The sequence below is a fragment of the uncultured Abiotrophia sp. genome, assembly GCF_963520105.1.
In the GTDB taxonomy this organism is placed as follows: Bacteria; Bacillota; Bacilli; order Lactobacillales; family Aerococcaceae; genus Abiotrophia.
In genome coordinates this window covers 62023-85535 of sequence record NZ_CAUQPN010000003.1, presented here as the reverse complement: position 1 = coordinate 85535, position 23513 = coordinate 62023, and the positions used below count along the sequence as shown (strand labels likewise).

At 48.3% G+C, this 23513-nt stretch carries 20 protein-coding genes; 17 read left to right on the top strand and 3 right to left on the bottom strand.

Features of this window, described 5'->3' with window-relative positions; translation table 11 throughout:
- Positions 1-16: 16 nt before the first annotated feature.
- Genes mutL through queA form a run of 5 tightly spaced genes read left to right on the top strand, consistent with a single transcriptional unit; the run spans position 17 to position 5111 of the window.
- Positions 17-1999, top strand: coding sequence for a DNA mismatch repair endonuclease MutL (gene mutL / locus RWO08_RS04675; RefSeq protein ID WP_314211347.1), 1983 nt, complete (start codon positions 17-19; stop codon positions 1997-1999).
- A complete protein-coding gene (gene msrB, locus RWO08_RS04670; protein WP_070755080.1) occupies positions 1996-2433 on the top strand; it encodes a peptide-methionine (R)-S-oxide reductase MsrB in 438 nt (145 codons plus the stop codon). Before mutL ends, msrB begins: the two co-directional genes overlap by 4 nt.
- A 5-nt stretch (positions 2434-2438) precedes the next feature.
- Complete coding sequence (ruvA, locus tag RWO08_RS04665; protein ID WP_314211346.1) at positions 2439-3026, top strand: Holliday junction branch migration protein RuvA; 588 nt, start codon at positions 2439-2441, stop codon at positions 3024-3026.
- A gap of 13 nt (positions 3027-3039) precedes the next feature.
- Positions 3040-4068, top strand: coding sequence for a Holliday junction branch migration DNA helicase RuvB (gene ruvB / locus RWO08_RS04660; RefSeq protein ID WP_314211345.1), 1029 nt, complete (start codon positions 3040-3042; stop codon positions 4066-4068).
- Positions 4069-4076: 8 nt separating this feature from the next.
- Positions 4077-5111: a tRNA preQ1(34) S-adenosylmethionine ribosyltransferase-isomerase QueA gene (queA, locus tag RWO08_RS04655; protein WP_291427664.1), complete on the top strand. Its 1035-nt coding sequence runs from the start codon at positions 4077-4079 to the stop codon at positions 5109-5111.
- 75 nt (positions 5112-5186) lie between these two features.
- Here queA and RWO08_RS04650 read toward each other — a convergent pair whose 3' ends face one another.
- Positions 5187-5540, bottom strand: a complete 354-nt coding sequence (locus RWO08_RS04650; RefSeq protein WP_070755076.1) for a helix-turn-helix domain-containing protein — start codon at positions 5538-5540, stop codon at positions 5187-5189.
- A gap of 23 nt (positions 5541-5563) precedes the next feature.
- The gene (locus RWO08_RS04645; protein ID WP_143227627.1) at positions 5564-5716 is read right to left on the bottom strand and encodes a DUF4044 domain-containing protein; all 153 of its coding nucleotides are present in this window, start codon (positions 5714-5716) and stop codon (positions 5564-5566) included.
- 191 nt (positions 5717-5907) lie between these two features.
- On the opposite strand from RWO08_RS04645, the gene gndA reads away from it, so the two are divergent.
- From gndA to RWO08_RS04605, 8 genes are all read left to right on the top strand, one after another.
- Positions 5908-7353, top strand: a complete 1446-nt coding sequence (gene gndA / locus RWO08_RS04640; RefSeq protein WP_070755075.1) for an NADP-dependent phosphogluconate dehydrogenase — start codon at positions 5908-5910, stop codon at positions 7351-7353.
- A 352-nt stretch (positions 7354-7705) separates the two neighbouring features.
- Positions 7706-9397, top strand: coding sequence for an arginine--tRNA ligase (gene argS, locus RWO08_RS04635; RefSeq protein WP_023391961.1), 1692 nt, complete (start codon positions 7706-7708; stop codon positions 9395-9397).
- A gap of 51 nt (positions 9398-9448) precedes the next feature.
- On the top strand, positions 9449-9946 hold the full coding sequence (locus tag RWO08_RS04630) for a methylated-DNA--[protein]-cysteine S-methyltransferase (protein ID WP_314211344.1): 498 nt from the start codon (positions 9449-9451) through the stop codon (positions 9944-9946).
- 161 nt (positions 9947-10107) lie between these two features.
- Entirely contained in the window at positions 10108-11811 is a 1704-nt protein-coding gene (locus RWO08_RS04625) for a M3 family oligoendopeptidase (RefSeq protein WP_314211343.1), read from the top strand.
- 22 nt (positions 11812-11833) lie between these two features.
- Positions 11834-13195 carry an MATE family efflux transporter gene (locus RWO08_RS04620; protein ID WP_314211342.1) on the top strand — a complete coding sequence of 454 codons (1362 nt, stop codon included), beginning with the start codon at positions 11834-11836 and terminating at the stop codon, positions 13193-13195.
- Positions 13196-13220: 25 nt separating this feature from the next.
- The gene (locus RWO08_RS04615; protein WP_314211341.1) at positions 13221-14291 is read left to right on the top strand and encodes a Gfo/Idh/MocA family oxidoreductase; all 1071 of its coding nucleotides are present in this window, start codon (positions 13221-13223) and stop codon (positions 14289-14291) included.
- Positions 14291-15577 (top strand): DEAD/DEAH box helicase, encoded by a 1287-nt coding sequence (locus RWO08_RS04610; protein WP_314211340.1) that lies wholly within the window; start codon positions 14291-14293, stop codon positions 15575-15577. The genes RWO08_RS04615 and RWO08_RS04610 overlap by 1 nt, the downstream gene beginning before the upstream one ends.
- 16 nt (positions 15578-15593) lie before the next feature.
- Positions 15594-16460: an ROK family protein gene (locus RWO08_RS04605; protein WP_396229580.1), complete on the top strand. Its 867-nt coding sequence runs from the start codon at positions 15594-15596 to the stop codon at positions 16458-16460.
- 49 nt (positions 16461-16509) lie between these two features.
- Here RWO08_RS04605 and RWO08_RS04600 read toward each other — a convergent pair whose 3' ends face one another.
- Positions 16510-17550, bottom strand: coding sequence for a DUF1189 family protein (locus RWO08_RS04600; protein WP_314211339.1), 1041 nt, complete (start codon positions 17548-17550; stop codon positions 16510-16512).
- Between the two features lie 436 nt (positions 17551-17986).
- On the opposite strand from RWO08_RS04600, the gene RWO08_RS04595 reads away from it, so the two are divergent.
- From RWO08_RS04595 to gorA, 4 genes are all read left to right on the top strand, one after another.
- The gene (locus tag RWO08_RS04595) at positions 17987-19732 is read left to right on the top strand and encodes an ABC transporter ATP-binding protein (RefSeq protein ID WP_314211338.1); all 1746 of its coding nucleotides are present in this window, start codon (positions 17987-17989) and stop codon (positions 19730-19732) included.
- Complete coding sequence (locus tag RWO08_RS04590; RefSeq protein WP_314211337.1) at positions 19729-21483, top strand: ABC transporter ATP-binding protein; 1755 nt, start codon at positions 19729-19731, stop codon at positions 21481-21483. Before RWO08_RS04595 ends, RWO08_RS04590 begins: the two co-directional genes overlap by 4 nt.
- A gap of 23 nt (positions 21484-21506) precedes the next feature.
- On the top strand, positions 21507-22046 hold the full coding sequence (locus tag RWO08_RS04585; protein WP_314211336.1) for a GNAT family N-acetyltransferase: 540 nt from the start codon (positions 21507-21509) through the stop codon (positions 22044-22046).
- 105 nt (positions 22047-22151) lie between these two features.
- The gene (gene gorA / locus RWO08_RS04580; protein WP_314211335.1) at positions 22152-23504 is read left to right on the top strand and encodes a glutathione-disulfide reductase; all 1353 of its coding nucleotides are present in this window, start codon (positions 22152-22154) and stop codon (positions 23502-23504) included.
- Positions 23505-23513: the final 9 nt, after the last annotated feature.

The following is a 23513-nucleotide window of genomic DNA, read 5'->3' as shown; positions in this document are numbered from 1 at the left end:
TGAAAGGAGGGATTTCATGGGCAAGATTCAACAAATGCCAGAAGCCTTAGCCAACCAGATAGCGGCCGGTGAAGTCGTAGAACGTCCCGCTTCGGTCGTTAAGGAGTTAGTGGAGAATGCCATTGACGCAGGCGCCCAGACCATTCGGGTGGAGCTACGAGAAGCGGGAATTCAGCAGGTTAAGGTTATTGACGATGGGGAAGGCATGGATGCTGAAGATTTGGTCAAGGCTTTTCTGCCTCACGCCACCAGTAAGCTCTATGATGTCCATGACCTCTTTCAAATCAAATCACTGGGTTTCCGGGGTGAAGCCCTAGCCAGTATTGGGTCTGTCGCCAAGGTCCGGGTAGAATCCATGCAAGCCGGAGCTAAAGCCGGTCACTATATTGAGATTGCCGGCTCTCAGGTGCAAGCCCAGGGCATGACCAGTGCCCGCAAGGGAACGACCTTGACCGTAGATAGTCTCTTCTATAACACGCCAGCCCGTCTTAAGCATTTGAGTAGTCTGAAGACGGAGCTCAAGCATAGCTTGAACTTTATTCAGGATATTGCCATGGCCTATCCCGACATTCGCTTCCACTTGGTAAATGACGGCCAAACCATCTTCCAGTCCTTCGGGACAGGGGACTTGCGCCAGACCATTGCTAATGTCTATCAACCGGCTCTGGCTCGTCAGCTCATAGCTTTAGAGGCGGAGAATCTAGACTTTAAGATTCGAGGCTATATCTCGCCACCTCAGTTGACCCGGACTTCTAAGCACTATATCCACTGGATGATAAATGGCCGGGCTGTTCGTTCCTATGCCTTGACAGAGCTCTTGCTTCGGGCTTATGGCCGCCAACTTATGATTGGCCGCTATCCTTTGGCCGTCATTGCTATTGAGTTAGATCCTCGTCTAGTAGATGTCAATGTCCATCCAACCAAGCAGACTGTCCGTCTTAGCAAGGAAAGTGAACTAGGCCAATTGTTGACCCAGGCGGTGGTGGAGAGTCTAGCCAGCCTCAACCCTGTGCCAAATGCCCAGGTTCAAGAACTGGCAGGAGGCCGACTCTTCCACCAAGCAGACAAAGCCAATCCTCAAGGTCCAGTAGCAAGCCAAGTCATGCCTCTGGACTTGGACGGTAAGGGGAAGGAGCCGACATTTGACTCGGCTTATGAGGAAGACGATGACTTAAGGTCTAGCCAAGCAAGCCGACCAAGTCAGCCAGCTCAATCAGCGCCAGTCAGCCGGGTGGCTGAAAACTTAGCGCCTGATTGGCAGGAGGGACAAGTGGAGCCGGTAAGCAAGTTTGAGGAATCAGAGCCTAGCCCTAGTCAGCCAGTTCAAGCGACACCAGAGGAGTCTCATAAGGAGACCCAAGCTCAGCCTAGTGGCAGTCAGGACTTACGCCCAACTTTTGGTCACTTACGCTATGTCGGCCAGATTCATGGCACTTATTTGATTGCGGAAAGTCCAGAAGGCTTCTACCTGATTGACCAACATGCGGCCCAAGAGCGGATTCGCTATGAGGCCTTTATGAAGCAGGAAATGGACACCAAGACCCAGCAAACCCTCTTGTTACCTTATCTCTTCCACTTTAGCCCAGCTGAGTTAGCAGGATTAGACCAAGTCTTGCCAAGGCTGGAAGAACTGGGCATTGTCTTAGAAGCCTTTGGACCTAAAACCTATCAATTGTCTTCTTATCCAACCTGGTTGGAAGCACATGAAGTGGAGCAGACGGTGCGGGATCTGACCGAACGCTTGGTCAAACAACCAGATTTAAGCATTAACCAAATCAAGGAAGCCGCCTTGATTATGCAGTCCTGTCGGGGCGCCATTAAGGCCAACCACTACCTAGACGATCGTCAGGCTAGCTACCTTATTCAGGCTTTGGATGGTTTAGATGATCCTTTCCACTGTCCACATGGCCGGCCAGTCTTTGTCCAAATTACCGACAAGACCCTGGAAAAACTATTCAAACGGATTCAAGATCCACACCAAGGAGGTCACCAATTATGAGTCAAGAACACTATCAAGAAGCCATCAAGGGCTTAAATGAAATCCAATACAAGGTTACCCAAGAAAATGCCACCGAACGACCTTTTAGTGGCGAATACGATGATTTCTATGAGAAGGGCATCTACGTAGACATTGTGAGTGGAGAACCTCTCTTCTCAAGTGCAGCCAAGTATGATGCGGGCTGTGGCTGGCCGGCTTTCTCTAAGCCAATCCAAGCCTCTGAAATTGTCGAAAAAGAAGATGCTTCTCTAGCTCGCGTGCGGACAGAAGTGCGTTCTGCTAAGGCAGACTCCCATCTAGGCCATGTCTTTGGCGATGGGCCTAAGGAACTAGGGGGCTTACGCTACTGCATTAATTCAGCAGCCCTACGCTTCATCCCTTACGAAGAAATGGATGAGGCTGGATATAGCGACTATAAACAATACGTGGAGTAAAACTAATGTATGAATTTATCCAAGGGGAGCTGGTCCAAATCCAGCCCCTTTATCTTGTAATTAGCGCAAATGGTGTGGGCTATCGCCTGCTCTGCGCCAATCCCTACCGTTGGCAGGGGGAATTTCACCAGCAAGTCCTCTGTCCGGTAGAATTAGTGGTCCGGGAAGACGCCATGACCCTCTATGGTTTCCGTGATCACCAGGAGAAGCAACTCTTCAATACCTTGCTTAAGGTATCGGGGATTGGGCCCAAGAGTGCCTTATCCATCTTGGCCTTGGACGACCACGCTGGCTTAATTCAGGCCATTGATTCTGGGGATTCAACCTACCTGACCAAGTTCCCAGGTGTGGGTAAGAAGACCGCCCAGCAAATGATCTTAGACTTAAGTGGCAATCTGGATTTCCAAGCTCATGCGCAAACGCAAGCATCGGCTCCAGTCAGCCAACAGCATTTAGAAGAAGCCTTAGAAGCCCTGGCTGGCCTAGGCTATTCGGCCAAGGAAATTAAGAAGGTTGAGAAGCCACTACAAGAAGCTGGCCTGACTTCCACTCAGGAAATGCTGAGTGCAGCCTTCAAGTTATTAAGAAAGTAGAGGAGGGGCGACCATGTCTCATGATGAACGTGTGCTGTCAGGTAACTGGCAGCCAGAAGACGAGGGTAACCTACTCAGTCTACGGCCAAGTCGCCTGTCTGAATACATTGGTCAGTCCAAAATCAAAGACGAAATAGCCATCTATATCCAAGCAGCCAAGCAAAGGGAAGAGGCCTTGGACCATGTCTTGCTTTATGGGCCACCAGGTCTAGGTAAGACCACCATGGCCATGGTCATCGCCAATGAGATGGGGGTAGGGCTCCACACAACCAGTGGGCCCGCTATTGAACGGTCGGGTGATTTATTGGCCTTGCTCAACGAATTAAGCCCAGGCGATATTCTCTTTATTGATGAAATCCACCGCCTACCTCGGGTCATCGAAGAAGTCCTCTATTCGGCCATGGAAGATTATTTTGTCGATATTATTATTGGCCAGGGACCTTCGGCTCACCCAGTCCACTTTGAGTTGCCTCCTTTTACCTTGATTGGGGCGACCACACGGGCGGGTTCCCTGTCCAAGCCTTTGCGGGATCGCTTCGGTATTGTCTCCCACATGCAATTCTATACACCAGATGAATTAGCTCTGATTGTAGAGCGGTCTGCCGATGTCTTCGAGACGCGTATTGATTCTGAGGGGGCGCGGGAAATCTCCTTGCGTAGCCGGGGGACACCACGTATTGCCAACCGTATTCTCAAGCGGGTTCGCGACTTTGCCCAAGTCAAGGGCCAGGGCGTGGTCGATTTAAGGATGGCCCAAACTGCCTTAGAAGTCTTGGAAATCGACCAATATGGCTTGGATGCTATCGACCGTAAGATTCTCAGCTGTCTGATTGAGTTTTATGGTGGCGGGCCAGTAGGGCTTAATACCTTGGCCGTCAATATTGGCGAAGATACCGAAACCCTGGAAGATATGTACGAACCTTACTTGGTGCAGAATGGCTTCATTCAGCGGACTCCGCGGGGTAGACAGGCGACTGCCTTGGCCTATGAGCACCTAGGCTATGCCTATTCCAACCCAGAAGATAGAGAGAAAGTAGAGTAAAGCTAGAAATGTTAACAACCAAAGATTTTGATTATCACTTACCAGAGCACCTAATTGCTCAAACGCCTTTGGCGGACCGGGCGGCTTCTCGCTTATTGGTTTTAGACCGCCAAACGGGCCAAAAGCAGGATTTGCACTTTGATCAAATTATTAATTTTCTCAATCCAGGCGATGCCTTGGTAGTCAATGAGACCCGGGTTATTCCGGCCCGCCTCTTCGGTATCAAGCCGGAGACTGGCGGACACTTGGAGGTCCTGCTGCTTAATAACACTCAAGGTAATCAATGGGAATGTTTGATTAAGCCGGCTCGCCGCGCCAAGACTGGGACTCAGATTGTCTTTGGCGAGGATGGTCGTCTGACTGCCACCGTCGTTTCTGAAGGGGACCATGGGGGGCGGATCATTGAATTTTCCTATGAGGGAGTCTTCCTAGAAATTCTAGAATCTCTAGGTCAAATGCCCTTGCCACCTTATATAAAGGAACGTCTAGAGGATGCGGATCGCTACCAGACCGTCTATGCTAAGGAAAATGGTTCCGCCGCTGCCCCAACAGCAGGCCTTCACTTCACCGATGACCTCTTGGCAGCTATCAAGGCCAAGGGGGTAGAGATTATTCCCCTGGTCCTACATGTGGGCTTGGGCACCTTCCGACCAGTCTCTGCCGATAGCATTGAAGACCATGAAATGCATGCTGAATACTATCAATTGAGCCAAGCCTCAGCTGACGCTATCCAGGCCGTTCAAGCGCGTGGTGGCAAGATTTTTGCTGTAGGAACTACTAGTGTCCGTACCCTTGAGACCATCGCTGCTAAATTTGATGGTCAAGTTCGAGCAGATTCTGGCTGGACTCAGATTTTTATCTCGCCGGGCTTTGAATTTAAGGTAGTTGATCACTTGATTACCAACTTCCATTTGCCATGTTCCACCTTGGTCATGCTGGTATCAGCCTTCTATAATCGGGAGGCAGTCCTAGCGGCCTATGAACATGCGGTGGAGGCGGAGTATCGCTTCTTCAGCTTTGGCGATTCCATGTTAATTCTATAAAAATAAGCGTCTCCCCAGGGAGACGCTTTTATATTACGGCAAGCAAAAAAAGGCTAGGACAAAATAGTCCTAACCTTAGGAATGGTCACATTGTAAATGTTGGCTACCCCAATCCTTCATGGCGCTAATAATAGTCACTAGGCTCTGACCGGTATCCGTCAAGCAGTAGGTGGAGCTGACTTGATTGGCTTGTGACTCCTTGTGGTTGATAATCAAGCCATTGGCTTCTAGCAGCGCTAATTGTTGTTTGAGCATCTTGGGGCTGGCGCCATCCAATTCCTTGTGGAGCTGGCCAAAGCGTTGGGGTCCCTGGCTGAGGATTTCAATGATGCGGGGCACCCATTTCTTGCCTAGGAGAAGGGCCAAGGCTTCGCTGGCACATTCCGTCTTAATTTCAGAATCTGGCGTATAGTAGACTACTTGCGACATGGCGACCTCCTTACAAGATAGAATTAGCGGTTAATGAATGACAGGATGACTGAGCCGACTAGGGTGCCGACCATCAAGAGAACCATGAGAATGGCTGTAACGCGGACCAGCAGGTCCATCTTGCTTTTTTTCTTTTTAGGGGCGGACGGGTAGTTCCGCTCATGCAATGACGACATTAGGACGCCTCCTTTTGTAATTTCAGCCCTAATTTTACCCCAAAGCCTAGTGACTTTCAATCACTTTGGCCTAGAAGCAGAATTAATCAGCTATTTCTGGCACATATTAAGCGCAAAACTTTAATCGTAGGTCCATTTATGCTAAAATAAGACCGTTAAAAGTAAAAAGACAAATTGGAGGAATTGGATCAATGACTAAGCAACAAATTGGTGTCGTTGGTATGGCCGTGATGGGTCGTAACATTGCCTTAAATATTGAAAGCCGTGGCTACAGTGTCTCACTCTATAACCGTACTGGCTCTAAAACGACTGAGGTTTTGGAACAAAACCCAGGTAAGAACTTAGTAGGGACCTACACAGTAGAAGAATTCGTCAACAGCCTTGAATCTCCACGTAAGATTCTCCTCATGGTTCAAGCTGGCCGAGGGACGGATGCAACCATCGACGCACTCTTGCCACACTTAGACAAGGGTGACATTGTCATTGATGGTGGGAACACCTTCTTCAAGGATACCATTCGCCGTAGCGAACGCTTGGCCGAATTAGGCATTAACTTTGTTGGGACTGGGGTTTCCGGTGGTGAAGAGGGTGCCTTACATGGTCCTTCTATCATGCCAGGTGGGCCTCAATCAGCCTATGAATTAGTGGCGCCAATCTTGCGCGATATTTCAGCAAAAGCACCAGAAGATGGAGAACCATGCGTGACCTACATTGGCGAAAATGGTGCGGGTCACTATGTTAAGATGGTCCACAACGGGATTGAGTATGGGGACATGCAGTTAATCGCAGAGTCTTACGACCTCTTACACCGCGTCCTAGGTTTGTCTGCGGCTGAGATTTCTCAAATCTTTGGCGAGTGGAACAAGGGTGAGTTGGACAGCTTCCTCATGGAAATCTCAACTCAAATCCTCGCAACCGTCGACCCAGCAACTGGCAAGCCAATGGTAGATGTGATCATGGACCGAGCTGGTAACAAGGGGACAGGTAAGTGGACCTCTCAATCTGCCTTAGACTTAGGGGAGCCATTGTCTCTGATTACGGAATCTGTCTTCGCCCGTTACATTTCAACCTTCAAGGAAGAACGCGTGGCAGCCAGCCAAGTCATTCCTGGGGTTGATTTCCAAGCTAACTTATCTGAAGCAGATAAAAAAGACATCATTGAAGCCGTGCGTCAAGCCCTCTATTTCTCTAAGATTGTCAGCTATGCCCAAGGTTTCGCTCAAATGAAAGCTGCTAGCCAAGAATACGGCTGGACCCTCAACTATGGCGAAATTGCCAAGATTTTCCGTGCAGGCTGTATCATTCGTGCTAAGTTCTTGCAAAAGATTACCGATGCCTACAGCAAGAACCCTGACTTAGACAACCTCATGTTGGATGACTACTTCCTCAATATCTTAGGTAGCAACCAAGCTGCGGTTCGTCGCGTGGTGACCTTAGCTATTCAAGCAGGGATTCCAGTGCCAACCTTCTCAAGTGCTTTGGCCTACTATGATTCCTACCGTTCACCAGTCTTACCAGCTAACTTAATCCAAGCGCAACGCGACCTCTTCGGGGCTCACACCTACCAACGCGTAGACCGCCCAGGGACCTTCCACTTCCACTGGAACCAAGGTCGTGAGGAGCAATTAGAAGACTAAAATAGTCTAGCCAAGTCCATAGGACTGTGATACAATACCAACTAGAATATGCAGTAAGCAGGAGAGAGTAGTCTGTCCTAGCCTCAGACAGCGAGCCGGGATGCTGAGAGCCGGTAGAGGTCAACAGATGAAGCGCACTCTTGGATACTATTTAGGTGAAGGGCCGAGGCCTGCTAGCCTAAGTCGGAGCCCACTCCGTTATCAAGTATAAGGGTTGCCCGCCGTTTGCCGGCAACTGAAGTAGAGTGGTACCGCGTATTAATTAGTCACTAATTCGCCTCTAGATTTCCCTTAGGGATATCTGGAGGCTTTTTTCAAATTTTCCATCTCATCAAACAATAGGAGGCACACAATGAATCAAAAATCAGCCGTCGTGTCAGCCCTCAGCCCAGTCTTGGCTGAGCACCTGACCGAGCAAGCAATTGAACAGTTAATTGAAGTTCCAAGTCATGCTGAGCATGGTGACTTGGCCTTTCCAGTATTCCAACTGGCTAAGGTCTTCCGCAAGGCCCCTCAAGCCATCGCCCAAGAAGTAGCAGAGCAAGTAGACGCCAGCAAGTTTGACAAGGTAGTCGCTATGGGGCCTTATGTCAACTTCTTCCTCAAGCGTGGCGCAGTAGTCAATGAAACCTTGCATGCGGTCCTAGAAGGGGGCGCTAGCTACGGCCAGTCAGACCTAGGTCAAGGTCGTAACGTCGTTATCGACATGTCTTCACCTAACATTGCCAAGCCAATGTCTATGGGCCATTTGCGTTCAACAGTGATTGGGAACTCCATTTCGCTTATCTTGGCTAAATTAGGTTATCAACCGGTTCGCGTCAACCATTTGGGTGACTGGGGAACACAATTTGGTAAGTTGATTGTGGCTTACCAAGGCTGGGGTGACGAAGCCACTGTTAAGGCTGACCCAGTCAAAGAATTGGTTAAGCTCTATGTTGATTTCCACGAAAAAGCTGAAACCCAACCAGAACTAGAAGACCAAGCACGGGCTATCTTCAAGCGCTTGGAAGATGGCGACCCAGAAATGTTAGCCCTCTGGCAATGGTTCCGTGAAGAGTCTCTTAAAGAATTCCAAAAAGTCTATGACCTCTTAGAAGTAGAGTTTGACTCCTATAATGGGGAAGCTTTCTACAATGATAAGATGGATGAAATCGTGGACCTCCTTGAAGAAAAAGGCCTCTTATCGGTTGATAATGGTGCTACCTTGGTTCACTTGGAAGATGAGACGCTGCCACCTGCTTTGATTAAAAAATCAGACGGTTCGACCCTCTACCTGACACGTGACTTGGCGACAGCTTACTACCGTAAGCGGACCTATGACTTTGCTAAGAACCTCTATGTCATGGGGAGCGAGCAAAGTGTTCACTTCAAGCAACTTCAAACTGTCTTAGAGATGATGGGCAACGAATGGGCAAAAGATATGGCCCATGTGCCATTTGGTTTGATTACCTTGAATGGGAAGAAACTGTCTACCCGTAAAGGTAAGATTGTCCTCTTGGAAGAAGTGCTTAAGGAAGCGATTAGCCTAGCACGTCAACAAATTGAGCTCAAGAACCCAGGTTTGGAAAACAAGGACCAAGTTGCTCGTCAAGTAGGGGTAGGGGCTGTTGTCTTCCATGACCTCAAAACTGAGCGTATGAATAGCTTCGACTTCAACCTGGAAGAAATCGTCCAATTTGAAGGGGAAACTGGACCATATGTTCAATACACCCACGCCCGTTCTCGCAGCATCTTGTCCAAGTACGGGCAAGAAGTCGACTTGTCAGCTGAATTTGACCTATCGGATGACTATGCTTGGGAAGTAGCTAAGAAATTAGCAGACTATCCACGTATTATCCGTCAGGCGGGTGACCGTTACGAGCCATCCGTCGTGGCTAAGTATTTAGTACAGTTGGCCCAATTATTCAATAAATATTATGCTAATAGTCGCATCTTAGACCAAGATGCCGGCACTGCTTCCCGGATTGCCCTGGTAGCAGCTGTGGCTCAAGTCCTCAAGGATGGTCTCCATCTCCTAGGCCTGCATGCGCCAGACAAAATGTAAGCAAAGCAAAAGGGGCGCCAGTCGCCTCTTTTGCTCAGAAAGGATGACAAGATGTTAAGCTATTGCCTCTATGATCATGCCTTAGGTCAGCTGCCAGTCGTTGCCCATCAAGGGCGTCTAGTCTATATTGGCGCCTTTGGCGAGTCCCTGGCGGACTGTCAGGCTGACTTAGACCCCAAAGGTCGCTACCAATGGCAGGAGCAGGAGCTGCCTGAGATTTGCCTAGCCTTGGATCAGTATTTTAGTGGTCAAGCCCCCCTAGCATTAGCCTATGACTTTATTAAGGGAACCGACTTTCAGCAGGCAGTTTGGCGGGCCTTGGCTCAGATTCCCTATGGTCAGACTTGTTCCTATAAGAAATTAGCACAAGCCCTGGGCAGGCCTAAGGCCGTGCGGGCAGTTGCCAATGCAGTGGGCCAGAATCCCCTTAGCATTCTCCTGCCTTGTCACCGGGTCTTGGCTCACGATGGGAGTCTGGGAGGCTATCGTGGTGGATTAGACATGAAGACCTATCTCTTGAACTTAGAAGGGACTGGGCCTAAGAAATAAATGAGTCCAGCTAAAAGTCCAGAAGCTAGCCGCTTTTGGGCTTTTTCTGTTTGGAGCCCATAGAGTGTGTATATTTTGGCACTGATTATGCAAAAATATAGGACCTAAAGGCTGGTTTTGTGCTATAATGAAGCTAACTGTAAATAGAAAGAAGTGATACTATGAAATTTTCAGAATTGGAGTATCAGAGACCTGATCTAGACCTTCTGAAAGAAGATTTTTTTAATCAAATTTCACTGATTGAAAAGGCAGAAGAGGCGGAAGTTGCTCTCAAAGCCACCAAACATATTCAAGAAATCCAAAATACTTTAGGGACCTTATCAACCTTGGTAAGCATCCGTAACAGCATCAATACCAAGGATAGCTTCTACGAAGAAGAAACAGCCTTCTGGGATGAGCACTTCCCAATTATTGGTGAATGGGATACGGCTTACTATCGGGCTGTCTTAGGCTCTAAGTGGCGGAGTGAACTAGAAAACTACCTGCCAGAGACCTTCTTCCCAATGGCTGAGAACAGCCTCAAGGTCTTCAGTCCTGAGATTATTCCCTTACTGCAACAAGAGAACAAGCTCAGCACCGAATACAGCAAGCTCCAAGCTTCTGCTGAGATTGAGTTCCAAGGTCAAACCTACAACTTGCCAGGTATGGCTAAGTTTGCCCAAGACCCTGACCGGGAGGTCCGTCGTCAAGCTTCTGAATTGGTCGGCGCCTTCTATAATGACCATGAAGCAGAATTTGACCGTATTTATGATCAATTAGTCAAGGTTCGCGACCAAATCGCTAAGACCTTGGGCTTCAAGGACTTCGTTGAAGTAGGTTACTTGCGTATGAACCGCTTAGACTATAACCGTCAACAAGTGGAAGTTTATCGCCAAGAAATTTTGGAACACGTGGTGCCTGTGGTAAACAAACTCTACCAACGTCAAGCAGATCGTTTAGGCTTAGAAAGCCTCAAACCTTATGACTTGGAGTATAAATTCAAGACTGGTAATGCCATGCCTCAAGGGACGCCAGAAGAAATTTTGGCAGCTGGGGTTAAGATGTACCATGAACTTTCGCCAGAAACAGGTGAATTCATTGACTTTATGGTCGATCGAGAGCTCTTAGACTTGGTAACCAAACCAGGTAAGGCTAGCGGGGGGTACTGTACCTACTTGCCAGATTATGAAGCACCATTTATTTTCTCTAACTTCAATGGTACGGCTGCTGACGTCGATGTCTTGACCCACGAAGCAGGGCACGCCTTCCAAGTCTTCCAATCCCGTTGGATCCAAACGCCAGAATGTGTCTGGCCAACCTTTGAATCTTGTGAGATTCACTCTATGTCCATGGAATTCCTGGCTTGGCCTTGGATGGAACTCTTCTTCGGCTCACAAACCCTCAAATACAAATTTACCCATTTATCTGGTGGCTTAATCTTCTTGCCATATGGGGTTTTAGTGGACCACTTTCAACATGAAGTCTACGAACACCCTGAAATGACACCAGCTGAGCGCCGTGCGACATGGCGTCGTTTGGAGCGTCAATATGTGCCTTGGAAAGAGTATGAAGCAGACTCCTTCTTAGATCGCGGAGGCTTCTGGTTCCGTCAGGGGCATATTTTCGCCAGCCCATTCTATTACATCGACTATACCTTGGCTCAAGTCTGCGCCTTCCAATTCTGGAAACGAAGCCAGATTGACGATGACCCAAGTGTATGGACCGATTACCTCAATATTTGTCGGACCGGTGGGACCAAGTCCTTCCTTAAGATTGTGGCAGAAGCTAATCTTAAATCACCATTTGAACCAGGTAGCCTAGTAGAAACGGTGCAAGCCATTGAACAATATCTAGACGATATTCCGGAATCAGCCTTCCAAGCCTAGTCGCTAGAAAGGTGGTTCTCCAATGGAACAATCGCAAGATCGGCAGATCAGTCGTCAGGTCCTTAACCTATCTTGGCCCATTTTACTTGAGGTCACCTTTACCTCCTTGTTCGGGATGGTTAATATGGTGGTCTTGGGCCAGTATGCGGGCGGACTCTATCCGGTCGATGTCAATGTAACGGCTGTGGGGCTGTCCAACCAACCTTTCTTCTTTATCCTTGCTGTCGTGCAGGCGCTAGGGGTAGGGGGGACAACCTTAATTGCCCGTGCCTATGGCGCTAGAGAGCTCCATCGACTGGGTCGTATTCTTAAGCACAACCTCATGTTGGGTTTGGCTTTATCGACCTTCTTTGTGGCCTCTGTCCTAATTTTCCAGAAAGCCATGATGGATTTTTTGGGAGCAGATGCCCTGACTCAAGAAGCAGGCTTAATCTACTATCGCTTGGTTATGATTGGCCTCTGGTTTAACTGTTTGGCAGCCCTCCTATCCTCATCTATTCGAGGGGTAGGGGAGACTCAAATCCCTATGCGGGTTAATGTCATAGCCAATGCCATTAATGTGACCTTGGCCTTTAGTTTGGTAAATGGTTATTTTGGACTGCCAGAACTTGGCATTACAGGAGCGGGGATTGCTACCTTGGTGGCCAATGTCTGCTCGGGCTTGGGCTTGCTCTTTTACATTTCTAGTGGCCGGTCAGCCATCCAGGTTGATTGGTTCAAGGATTGGAAATTGGAAGCCAGCACCTTTGCTGCTATTTTCCGCTTTGGGATTCCGTCGGCGGGTGAACAAGTCCTGCTGCGTTCTAGTTTGATTCTTTATACTAAGATTGTGGCTTCACTGGGAACGGTCGTGATGGCAGCCCATCAGATTGCCCTTAATATCTTATCCTTTTCCATTACACCTGGTATGGCCTTGGGGATTGCGGCCTCGACCTTAGTGGGCCAATCCTTAGGTGCGGGGGATGTGGCCTTAGCTGATGCTTATGGCCGTAAGACAGCCAGATTCGGCCTCTACTTTGGCTTAGCCATGAGTGCCGTCTTCTTTCTAGGACGGGATGTCTTGGGCCAGATTTACACCCAACAAGCGGATGTTGTTAGCTTGGTCGCGATTCCACTTATCTGTATGGCGATTCTCACGCCTTTCCAATTGGTTCAATTAGTTCAAGTGGGGGCCTTGCGTGGGGTGGGGGATACCCTCTTTCCTATGCTGTCCACGGGCTTCTCGGTCTTCTGTATCCGGGTCTGCCTGTCCTATATCTTGGTCAACTATGCTAACTGGGGTTTGGCAGGTGCTTGGATAGCCGTAATTGGCGACCAAACCATTCGTTCCTTCCTCATTACCTGGCGCTATGGTCAGGGTAAATGGAAAACGATTCAAGTCTAATAATTAAGAGAAAGGGATGGCCACAATGATTCGAGTTGGCACCATCGGGACCTCTCAGATTACAGAGCGCTTCTTAGAAGCCCTCAGTCTGCTACCAGAGGTTTATGAGCTCCACGGCGTCTATTCGCGCCAAAAGAATAAGGCTAAGGATTTAGCCCAGCGCTTTGGTGCGACCTATTACTGTGATGATTTGGCTGAATTCTGGGCGGATCCTGAACTGGACTTGGTTTATATAGCCAGTCCCAATGGGGTCCATTTTGAACAGACCAAACGGGCCATCCAGGCTGGCAAACATGTCATGGTTGAAAAGCCAATGTTTGCTAATGTGGATCAGTGGCAGGAGGCCCATACCTTGGCCCGAGCCCATGGCGTCTTACTCTTTGAGGCTGTCCTCCACATCCACAACCCTAACTATAAACGGCTTAAGCAACTGGTGGCCAACAAGCGCCAAGATGCTAAGCAGCCTTTCCTAGGGGCTAATTTTATTCTAGGACAGTACTCTAGTCGCTATCCGGACTATTTGGATAGTCAGGCTCAGGGCTTGGAGCCGCCTAATATCTTCAATCCGGCTATGGCAGGAGGTAGCTTGATGGACTTGGGGGTCTACCCCATCTATGTCATCGTGGATCTCTTCGGTATGCCCCAGCGCCTTAAGTATTCAGCTGTTCAAGGAGCCAATGGGGTGGACCTCTTTGGTAATGCTATTCTCTATTATGACCAGTTTCAGGTCAGTCTCCTAGTTTCTAAGGCGGTACATTCCACACAAGCCAGTGAAATCTATCTGGATAATGAGGTCATCGCCATTCAGGATATTACCCGTATTCGGACGGTCAGCCTGGCCAATAGCCAGGGGCAGACAGCAGTCATCAGTCAATATCAGCCTAAGCACGATATGGTGGGAGAACTCGAAGCCTTCGGCCAAGTCTTGCGAGGCTATCGCGGCCTAGAAGAAAAGAGCCCAGCTAATGAACTTTATCGCCACTGGACCCTCTTAAGTTATCAGGTGGCCCAAGTCATGCAAGCCATGCGACAATCGGCCCAACTCGCCTTTCCTTTTGAGGGAGAGGCCTATCAAGAAAGTGAGGTAAGCCTCTGATGTCAGAGACTCTAGAACTTGCTCCAGCCCTTGCCCAGGAATGGCAGGCTGCGGGCTATCAACAAGCCACTGCGATTCAAAAGCTCATCATGGGGCCTTTAGCGCAAGGCCAATCCCTGGTGGCTATTTCGCCTACGGGGAGTGGTAAGACCTTGGCCTATCTCTTACCAGTCTTAGGACAACTGCAAGCCGGTCAGGGGCTACAGGCCTTGATTTTGGCGCCATCACAAGAACTGGCCAAGCAAATTGCAGGCGTGGCCCAAACTTGGGGAGGTCATTTGGATTTAAAAGTCCAATTAGTGGTAGGGGGCGCCAACTTTAAGCGTCAGCAGGAGGCCCTTAAGGCTAAGCCAGAAATCATCGTGGCAACGCCAGGTCGCTTCTTAGAATTAGCTAACCAAACCCGTAAACTCAAGGTCCACCAGGTTCGTTACTTGATTTTGGACGAAGCAGATTATTTACTGCAAGACGAGCATGAAGGGGCCATTCACCAGATTAGAAAGTCCCTTATGCGGGATGTGACAGTTGCCTGGATTAGTGCCACTTATGGTCAGCCTTTGGTTGACTTGGTGGCATCTGGCCTTCCCCTCTATCAGGTGGAAAAGGACCAGGTCAGCCAATCTGGCCAGGTAGACCATGTCTATGTCCTGACCCATGACCGGCAAAAGGTCCAACAACTCAAGCGCCTGGCCCAAGTAGCCGACATGCAAGCCTTGGTCTTCTTTGAACAGGTTCATGACCTGGAAACTGTGGCGGCTAAATTAGTCTTTCAAGGCATTAAGGTGGCAGTCATGCATGGCCAACTGTCTAAGCAGGAGCGGGAGCGGGCCTTCCGCCTAGTCCAGCAAGGTAAGGTGACATACTTGCTGACGACTGATATGGCGGCGCGGGGCTTAGATATTCCCGACCTACCTTATATCATCCACTATAACCGAGTGGATAGCCTGGATACCTATGTTCACCGCTCAGGCCGTACAGGCCGTATGGGTAAATCCGGGACGGTTCTGTCTTTAGTTAATGAACAGGAATTACGCGATCTAGAAAGGCTCTTAGCAGCCAGCCCTTACCAACTGTCAGAGCGCATTACCTTCAAGGGTCAATTAGTCGGGCCCCAAGAACGCGCTGGCCAGCAAGACCAAGAAGGGGAAGAGAGACCAAAGCCAAAGCCTAAGACAGGAGCCAAACCAGCCCGCAAAGCTAAGGCAGCTGCCGTGACCAAGCCTAAGAAGAAAAAAGACCGGCATCGCGACAGTAAGAACAAGGGTAAAAGAAAAGCAAAAGCATAGAAAGTGAGTGTGTAAGATGATTGGAGCAATTGAATTAGGCGGTACAAAATGTGTCTGCGCTGTCTTCGAAATGGATGGTACTTTGATTGAACGTTTGAGTGTCCCAACTGAGACGCCATCTGAATCCATGCCAAGCATGATTAACTTCTTCAAGAAATATAATGGGATTAAGGCCTTTGGTTTTGGTTCTTTCGGCCCAATCGGGGCTAACCCTAATGGCAAGGACTATGGTTATATCACCAATACGCCTAAACTACCATGGCAACACTTCGACTTTTTGGGTGCTTTCAAGAAGGAATTTGATGTGCCAATGGCTTGGACCACTGACGTCAACGCGGCAGCCTACGGTGAAATGAAGCAGGGGGCCGCTCGCGGCGTAGAAAACTGCATGTATATCACTATCGGGACCGGTGTGGGTGCTGGGGTTGTAGTCGGGGGCAAGATTATTAGCGGTTTTGCCCATCCTGAAGCAGGTCACATCAGCCTCAAACGTCATCCAGAGGACCACTATGAAGGTAAATGTCCTTTCCACCACGACTGCTTAGAAGGCATGGCTGCTGGGCCAGCGATTGAAGCACGTTGGGGTAAGAAGGGGATTGAACTCAGCAATGAGATGGAAGTCTGGAACTTAGAAGCCTACTACATTGCTCAAGCACTTTACAACTACTATTTGATTTTGAGTACTGAACGCTTTATCTTGGGTGGCGGGGTTATGAAGCAACGCCAACTCTTCCCAATGATTCGCGAACATTTGGTAGCCCTTAACAACAACTATGTGACCTTACCAGAATTAGAAGGTTTCATCGTGCCACCTGCTTTGGAAGATAATGCCGGCATTACCGGCTGTTACGAATTGGCTAAAGAACTCTTAGAAGCCAAGTAAAGCACTTAAGACATAAAAAAAAGCTAGGACTTGAGGTCCTAGCTTTTTATTATTTAGTATCTTGATCTTGGTCAGAAGAATCTTGTGATGGCTGGTCATCTTGAGGTGTGTAATCTTGAGGATTGGCATCTGTTGCTTCCTCTCCATCTTCACCTTGGGCATGACGCTCTTGTCTAGCTTCTTGGATTAAGGACATGAAGCGTTCATTCATTTCTTCAGGACTTAGCTTATTGGCATCTTCTTGTAAGTCCTGCATCCCTTCCTTGAAAGCTTGACTATTGAAAGCCGAGAAGAGACTCATCATAAAACGCTGTTGGGCGTAATAAATGAAGGCCACTGTATAGAGGGCCAAGAAGACAAAGAAGACAAATCCTAGAGGCATAATGATTTGTAAGAGGCCATAGATAAGGAAGGGAACAAAGGTTACTTGAATAACTAGGCGCATAGTCTGGCTAAAGAGTTTGAAGGACTTGGACCGTAGGGTAGTGAAGTGAGCCAAGTAAGAAATAAGTAGGACTATAAACCAATAGAGTAACCAGGAGATAATCCAAGCCATAATGACAAGGGACAGATAAAAGATCCAGCGGTAATTTTCAATAGAGTTTAAGGTTTGGCTAGCGACTTGCTTGTTAAAGTTGGCCTTGTAAAGGTCCGGGATTTGCATCATGCGACCAGCTATTTGCCCGAATGCGCGATCCTTGAAGAGGAAGACACTAGCCATGGATTTAGTAGACAGGCGGCTGGCAATATCCGTTGGAATAGTCGGTTGGTCTTGGGGCCCGCTAACCGTTACGGTATCATCAACAACCAATTGGAAGGACTGAGATTGGAAGTAGACAGGCTTTTGGTCTTGGGCCAGCTCTAGCTTACCGTCAACAGTATGGAAATCTGGTAGGTTATTTGAGCTGGCTTTGACATCGTCAAAGAGTTGATTGAATGGCTTGAGGGTCACCAGGATAGAGGTGACCGTTAGCCAGAGGATAATCAGCCGGCTAAGACGACGGAAGAATTTAAAGGGCACCTTGGAAAGCCCGAAGATTTGTTGGGGCATTCGCAAGGAGGAAAAGATAATGGCGATTAATTGTTTCAATGTGGTCATCCTTTATATTAATCTAGAAATTGCTTTATACAGGCTTAGTTTACCGAAAGCCACACCATATTGCAAGCCAAGCTACCTGAAGGGGCCTAGGACTAAGGAAGTTTGTAAAATAATTTCAAGAAAGGCTTTACAAATACGATAAGCCTGTGGTATCCTAGAAAAGTAAGAAAAATGAAAGAAAGGAGTATGTGTCATGATCTTAGTAGCTAAAGCCAAACAAGCCAAACAACACCCACTCCTTTTAGACGTCATGCTATAAAGTGCCTTACTAGGCCTTATAGCCAATAATATAGAAGATGATAAGACGCTAAGTTGGAGTGGCAAGGACCAGGACTAGATTCTGTGCCTTGTACTGTCCATCTTAGGGTCTTTTTTGTGCGTCTATTAGGGGACTTTTACCTATCGATCTATATTAAGGGGGATTTTTATGTTAGCTGCCATGTGGCAATTTATTAAACGTTATCCGATAACTTACCTGATTATTCTGCTTTCCATTATTGCCAACTATATCTTGTGGGTCATTCCTACGCGCGTGACTCAGGCCATTATTGATGCCATGGCCGACCACTCGCTGACGGGGCAGAGTCTGGCACTCTTCATTGGCATTATCTTGGTGGTGTCGGTGGCTCAATACACATCTGAATATCTATGGATGAGTCGACTCTTTAGTCAATCGGCATTCTATATCAAGGAAGTCAAGCTCAATCTCTACCAGAAGATCATCAGCATGCGGATTCAATTTTTTGAGAAGTTCCGTTCAGGCGACATGATGACTCGCTTTACTTCTGATGTTAGGGGAATTGAGGATTTTATGGGCTATGGCTTAATGGGCTTTCTCTTATCCGCGGGTACCTACTTTATCATTATTCCCATTATGCTATCTATTTCTTGGAAGGTGACCCTCTTAGCGCTTATTCCTTCTAGTCTCATCCTGCTTCCTCTTGTAATCTTAACGCGTCGACAAGAAGAAGCCGTGACGCAACAACGCGATGCGGTTGCTTCCCTTAGTAATGAGGTCTTAGAGGTCATAGAAGGCATTCGAGTGACGCGCGCTTACGGTAACAAACAAGAATCCAGTCAACGTTTCCAGGCAAAAACGCGCGATTTAGCCAGCAAGGCTATCCGGATTATCTACTACCAAGCGGCGTTTGGGCGCCTATCCATTACCATTATGTCCCTGACTGCGGCCTTAGTCATTGGCGTAGGGGGACTGGAAATGGCGGCAGGGCATTTGACCTTGGGCCAAATTATTGCTTTGCAACTCTATTCACTTTCACTGGCTGAACCGCTCTGGTCCTTAACCGATTTGATTGTTGTCTATCAAAATGCCAAAGTCAGCCATGGTAAGATCCAAGAATTATTGGAAGCTAGCGATGATTTGGCCAGTCAAGGGACTCAAAGGCTAAGTGACCTAGAGGAGCTGAGCCTAGCTGATTATAGTTTCCGCTATCAAGGAGCTTCTGAAGACAGTCTCCGTCACATTCATCTGCGTCTTAAGAAAGGCCAGACCCTGGGGATTGTCGGTAAGACAGGTAGCGGCAAGACCACCCTGGTTCGCCAATTCCTATGCCAGTATCCCATTGGTCAGGGAGAATTCTTAGTCAACAACCGACCCATCAGTGATTTTAATCGTCACGATATGGAAAAGCTGATTGGTTATGTACCGCAAGAACACTTACTCTTTTCACGTACCGTAAGGGAGAATATTCTCTTGGGTAATCCTTCTGCCAGTCAGAAACAAGTGGATGTTGCGGTGGCCATTGCAGCCTTTAGCCAAGACTTAGAACGTATGTCGGAGGGCTACGACACTCTAATTGGGGAGAAAGGGGTGGCTATTTCAGGCGGTCAGAAGCAACGTATCTCCATCGCCCGCGCCATGATTAAGGAACCAGAGCTCCTCATCTTAGATGATGCCTTATCGGCAGTTGATGCGCGGACTGAACGTATTATTATTGAAAATATCCAAACTCTACGAGCCGGTAAGACCAATATTATTACTACCCATCGCTTATCAGCTGTGGAGCATGCCGATTGGATTGTGGTCCTAGACCAAGGCCGCATTGTAGAAGAAGGGCGCGCAGAAGATCTCATGGCCCTAGGCGGTTGGTATGCTGAACAAGCATGGCGCCAACGCCTAAATGAAGAAGTCTCAGAAGAGGAGGTGATGGCATGAGTGTCCCATTAAGATTATTTCGATTGGTCAAAGTAGAGTGGCGTCTATTCCTCCTAGGCCTAGTGCTCTTGGGCGGGGGGACCATTATTCAAAACTATGCCCCCTTAGAAATTCAAAGAGTCATTGACCAGGTGCTCACGCCTGTCTTCAATCAGGGCAAGGAACTGGATAGGGCAGCTATGTTGCAACATCTGGGCTTCTATGTAGGCTTGATTGCCTTAGCTTCGATTATTGGCTATTTTGCTAGTATTATCTTAATGTCATGTGCCAACCGTATAGTGGAATACATCCGCAATAAGGCCTTCGATGTCATGCAGAATCTGCCGGTCTCATATTTTGATGATAAGCCAGCCGGCAAGGTTTCCTCTCGCATTATTAATGACACGGAGACCCTTAGAAGCAACTTCTACGGTGGTATCATGTCTCAAGCCTTTCTTAATTTGGCTCAGGTAATCATTATTTATGTCTTTATCTTTAGCTTGAACTGGTATATCGGCTTGGCCCTTTTACTGCTCTTACCACTCTTTTATTTCTGGTATGTGCTCTACAGCCGCCAAGTCTCTCAGGCTATGAAGGTTTTCTTCGAAGCTCAGAGTGAGGTCAATTCCCAGGTCAATGAAACCATGAACGGCAGTGTCATGATTCAGCTTTCTCACATAGAATCCAGCTTCAAATCCCGTTTTCAAACAATCGTAGAGCAGATGTACCAAGCAGCCCTAAAATGGATTCGCGTGGACTCTACGGTCTCCTGGAGCTTGGGTGAATTGCTCAACCGGTCCTTTGTTGCCTTGATTTTGGCCGTGGTGGGTTATCAATTTTTAGGCCAGACACTGGCTATAACAGTCGGCCAGCTCTTTATCTACATCAACTACTTGGATCGTCTCTTCATGAACCTCAATAACTTTGTCCGGCAATTCTCTCAGATTCAGCAATCAGTGGCAACCGGCCAACGGGTCCTGGAATTACTGGACGCGGAGCAGGAAGTGGAGCTAGACCGAGACTTGGTAGTGACTCAAGGTCAAGTCGAGTTCAAAGATGTCCATTTCGCCTATGTGCCAGGTCAACCTGTCTTGAAGGATTTGAATCTGCTAGCTCAGCCAGGTCAGACCATTGCCTTGGTGGGGCATACAGGCTCGGGTAAGAGTTCCATGATTAACCTCTTGTTCCGCTTCTATGACCCTCAAGAAGGCCAGATTCTTATTGATGGACAAGTCATTGGCGATTATTCCCGTGAGAGTGTTCGTAAGGAAATGGGGATTGTGCTCCAAGACCCGTATCTTTTCACTGGAACTATTGCTTCCAATGTGACCATGGGGAATGAGGCCATTGATGATGCGGCCGTCTGGCAAGCTCTGGAGCGGGTTGGGGCCAAGGATATGGTCAGTCGCCTGCCAGAAGGCATTCAGGCTCCTGTCTTTGAAAAAGGGGCTACCTATTCCAGTGGCGAACGCCAACTGATTAGTTTTGCCCGGACCTTGGCAGCAGATCCTAAGATTCTGATTCTGGATGAGGCAACCTCCCATATTGATACGGAGACGGAAGAAATCATCCAGCATGCCATGAAGGTCGTGAGCCAGGGGCGGACCACCTTTATCATTGCCCACCGTCTGTCGACTATTCAAGACGCTGATTTAATTTTGGTCTTACATGAAGGCCAGATTGTGGAACGCGGCAATCACCAAGCCTTGCTGGCCCAAGACGGACGCTATGCTGAAATGTATCGTATGCAGCTACAACAAGCTAATGGCTAGTAGAGGTGAAAAGGAGGCTTATGATGAGTAACTTGTATCTTAAGGAGATTAGTCCAGCTGATTATCCGGCACTAGCAGCCTATCGTCAGGCCTATCTCAATCGTCAATTAGTCGCCCATGGTTGTGGCGACCTTGAGAAATATGACGATATGGCGGCTTGGCATCAAAGACAAGTGGCCATGACCAAACGTGAGACGCTTCCTGAGGGCTACGCGCCAGCCAAAATATGGTTAGTGATGGAGCAGGCCACTCAGGATGGCGCCAGTGATCGCTTGGTTGGTCTAAGTAATTTGCGGCTTGAATTAACGGATTACTTACGTCAGTTCGGTGGTCATGTCGGTTACTCAATCGCGCCAGATTGCTGGGGCCAGGGTTATGGCACCCAACTTTTGGCCTTAACTCTAGATAAGGCCCGTCAAGAAGGGCTCCAGAGACTACTGATTACCTGTGACAAGACCAATCTAGGTTCAGCACGCGTTATTGAGAAGAATGGCGGGGTTTTGGAAAATCTGGTGACGGAAGCAGACGGCAATCTCTTGTGTCGTTATTGGATTGACTTATAGCTAATAGAAAGCGGGAGCCTGTCTCCCGCTTTTTGAGCATTATAGAAGGGATTTTGGCCCAAATGGTGTAGTATAGAAGGGTAGAGATTATAAGGAGGTATTTGCATGACTGCAAACTATGATTTAATTGTAATTGGTGGTGGTAGTGGCGGTGTGGCGACAGCCAATCGCGCGGCTATGTACGGCGCCAAGGTAGCCTTGATAGAAGGCAAACGCTTAGGAGGAACCTGTGTCAACGAAGGCTGCGTGCCTAAGAAAATCACTTGGTATGCGGCTCATATGGCCGATGTTATGAACCAAGTAGGGCCAGGCTATGGTTTCCAAGATGTTCACTATCAATTTAACTACCAGGAATTTGTTAAGGCTCGTGATACTTATGTGGCCAATGCCCGCGCTAGCTATGAACGTGGTTTGTTGAATAATGGCATTGATTACATTAAGGGCTATGCTAAATTCATCGATAACCATACGGTTCAAGTTAACGGTCAAAACTATTCAGCTGCTTACTTTATGATTGCCACAGGTGGCCGTCCAGCGGTGCCACAAGTGCCAGGCCACGAGCTCTTGGATACGTCTGATTCCTTCTTCGAATGGCAAGATCTGCCTCAATCCGTTGCTGTTGTGGGGGCTGGCTATATTGCGGTAGAGTTGGCCGGTGTCTTACACGCTTTGGGGGTAGAGTCTCACTTAGTAGTCCGCTATGACCGCCCATTACGTAAATTTGATTCCATGCTTAGCCAAGCCTTGTTGGATACCATGGCAGAACATGGCCCAACTTTACACGTTCATACCCAGTTCGACGAATATCGTCGTCGCCAGGATGGCAAGATTGAATGCTTGTCTCAAGGTCAAGTAGTCTTAGTAGTGGATCGGGTCATTGCAGCCATTGGTCGGGCTCTTAATTCCGACGCTCTAGGCTTGGAAAATACCGACATTCAAGTCAATGAACGAGGCATTATCCAAGTCAATGACCAACATCAGACGGTCGTCCCACATATTTATGCAGTAGGGGATGTAATCGGTCGCCCAGCCTTGACGCCGGTCGCTATCCGCGCAGGCCGTCATGTGGCAGAATTTCTCTTCAATGGGGCAGCCTCAGCCGCCATTGACTACAGCCAAATTCCAACAGTTGTCTTCTCCCACCCGGCTATTGCCACAGTGGGTTACACTCAAGAAGAAGCAGAAGCTAAATTCGGGGCAGACAATCTTAAAGTCTACACTAGCCAGTTCAACTCCATGTATCAACGGGCTGCTGGGCTCAATGTTCCTTCTAAGTTTAAGCTGGTCTGCCATGGCCCTGAAGAGAAGATTGTCGGCCTCCATGCCATTGGTGAAGGAGTGGATGAAATGCTGCAAGGTTTTGCGGTGGCCATTAAGATGGGGGCGACCAAGGCTGACTTCGATGCCACCATCGCCATTCATCCAACCGGTTCGGAAGAGTTTGTTACCATGCGTTAAGACTTGAGC

Bases quoted from the DNA above. Each gene is read 5' to 3' on its own strand.
- mutL (WP_314211347.1), top strand. From the start codon at position 17: ATGGGCAAGATTCAACAAATGCCAGAAGCCTTAGCCAACCAGATAGCG.
- msrB (WP_070755080.1), top strand. From the start codon at position 1,996: ATGAGTCAAGAACACTATCAAGAAGCCATCAAGGGCTTAAATGAAATC.
- ruvA (WP_314211346.1), top strand. From the start codon at position 2,439: ATGTATGAATTTATCCAAGGGGAGCTGGTCCAAATCCAGCCCCTTTAT.
- ruvB (WP_314211345.1), top strand. From the start codon at position 3,040: ATGTCTCATGATGAACGTGTGCTGTCAGGTAACTGGCAGCCAGAAGAC.
- queA (WP_291427664.1), top strand. From the start codon at position 4,077: ATGTTAACAACCAAAGATTTTGATTATCACTTACCAGAGCACCTAATT.
- RWO08_RS04650 (WP_070755076.1), bottom strand. From the start codon at position 5,540: ATGTCGCAAGTAGTCTACTATACGCCAGATTCTGAAATTAAGACGGAA.
- RWO08_RS04645 (WP_143227627.1), bottom strand. From the start codon at position 5,716: ATGTCGTCATTGCATGAGCGGAACTACCCGTCCGCCCCTAAAAAGAAA.
- gndA (WP_070755075.1), top strand. From the start codon at position 5,908: ATGACTAAGCAACAAATTGGTGTCGTTGGTATGGCCGTGATGGGTCGT.
- argS (WP_023391961.1), top strand. From the start codon at position 7,706: ATGAATCAAAAATCAGCCGTCGTGTCAGCCCTCAGCCCAGTCTTGGCT.
- RWO08_RS04630 (WP_314211344.1), top strand. From the start codon at position 9,449: ATGTTAAGCTATTGCCTCTATGATCATGCCTTAGGTCAGCTGCCAGTC.
- RWO08_RS04625 (WP_314211343.1), top strand. From the start codon at position 10,108: ATGAAATTTTCAGAATTGGAGTATCAGAGACCTGATCTAGACCTTCTG.
- RWO08_RS04620 (WP_314211342.1), top strand. From the start codon at position 11,834: ATGGAACAATCGCAAGATCGGCAGATCAGTCGTCAGGTCCTTAACCTA.
- RWO08_RS04615 (WP_314211341.1), top strand. From the start codon at position 13,221: ATGATTCGAGTTGGCACCATCGGGACCTCTCAGATTACAGAGCGCTTC.
- RWO08_RS04610 (WP_314211340.1), top strand. From the start codon at position 14,291: ATGTCAGAGACTCTAGAACTTGCTCCAGCCCTTGCCCAGGAATGGCAG.
- RWO08_RS04605 (WP_396229580.1), top strand. From the start codon at position 15,594: ATGATTGGAGCAATTGAATTAGGCGGTACAAAATGTGTCTGCGCTGTC.
- RWO08_RS04595 (WP_314211338.1), top strand. From the start codon at position 17,987: ATGTTAGCTGCCATGTGGCAATTTATTAAACGTTATCCGATAACTTAC.
- RWO08_RS04590 (WP_314211337.1), top strand. From the start codon at position 19,729: ATGAGTGTCCCATTAAGATTATTTCGATTGGTCAAAGTAGAGTGGCGT.
- RWO08_RS04585 (WP_314211336.1), top strand. From the start codon at position 21,507: ATGAGTAACTTGTATCTTAAGGAGATTAGTCCAGCTGATTATCCGGCA.
- gorA (WP_314211335.1), top strand. From the start codon at position 22,152: ATGACTGCAAACTATGATTTAATTGTAATTGGTGGTGGTAGTGGCGGT.